The sequence below is a fragment of the Mesorhizobium sp. M7A.F.Ca.MR.362.00.0.0 genome (assembly GCF_004023175.1).
In the GTDB taxonomy this organism is placed as follows: domain Bacteria; phylum Pseudomonadota; class Alphaproteobacteria; order Rhizobiales; family Rhizobiaceae; genus Mesorhizobium.
In genome coordinates this window covers 1-210 of the sequence record NZ_RZTF01001268.1, presented here as the reverse complement: position 1 = coordinate 210, position 210 = coordinate 1, and the positions used below count along the sequence as shown (strand labels likewise).

The 210-nt window shown below is 42.4% G+C and carries 1 protein-coding gene; it reads left to right on the top strand.

The window, feature by feature from the left end:
* Positions 1–28: 28 nt before the first annotated feature.
* Positions 29–210, top strand: a 182-nt coding sequence (locus EOC06_RS39860; RefSeq protein ID WP_206631537.1) for a hypothetical protein, incomplete at its 3' end; no start/stop codon positions are given.

Sequence of the window (210 nt, the reverse complement as noted above, 5' to 3'; positions counted from 1 at the left end):
GCTTATCATGTCATTTGGAATTGTTCTTTTGATAGAAGCAGACTTAGGTTCTGCTCCGTGGGATGTACTGAATATCGGCTTGTACTACCAACTTGGTTTGACAATTGGGAGCTGGACGATCATTGTCGGCTTTTTTGTCCTTTTTGTAAGTGCAATCCTTTCCAAGTCAATCCCGCAGATCGGTGCATTTCTCAATATGCTGTTAGTAGG